Genomic DNA, 426 nt, shown 5'->3' with positions numbered 1-426 from the left:
CGCGGAGATCACCGGTTTCGGCAGCACGGGCGACGCCTACCATATGACGGCGCCCGACCCGGAGGCTACGGCCATCACCGCTGCCATGGCAGCCGCTCTGGCCGAGGGCGGCTTCACCGCTGCCGACCTGGGTCACCTGAACGCCCACGGCACCGGTACGCCGGCCAACGAAGCCACCGAGTCGAAGGCGCTCTACGGCCTGGTGGGCGAGGGTGCCGCCGAGGTGCCGGTCACGTCCATCAAGGGCACCACGGGCCACATGCTGGGTGCTGCCGGCGCCGTAGAGGCCATCGTGTGCGCCCTGTCTGTGGCGCGCGATGCCGTGCCGCCCTCGGCGGGCTTCGCCGAGCCGGCCGAGGACTGCCCGGTAACGGTGGTCACCGAGGCCAAGACCGACTACCCCCAGAAGGTGGCTCTGTCCACGTC

1 pseudogene is annotated in these 426 nt (G+C 71.4%); it reads left to right on the top strand.

Features of this window, described 5'->3' with window-relative positions:
• Nucleotides 1–426 (top strand): annotated as a pseudogene (locus PZH32_RS11465) (beta-ketoacyl-[acyl-carrier-protein] synthase II); the annotation flags it as partial.

The organism is Adlercreutzia equolifaciens, assembly GCF_029076695.1.
Taxonomy (GTDB): Bacteria; Actinomycetota; Coriobacteriia; order Coriobacteriales; family Eggerthellaceae; genus Adlercreutzia; species Adlercreutzia equolifaciens_A.
Note: the sequence above shows the minus strand (reverse complement) of the source record. Positions and strands in the feature narration are given on the sequence as shown.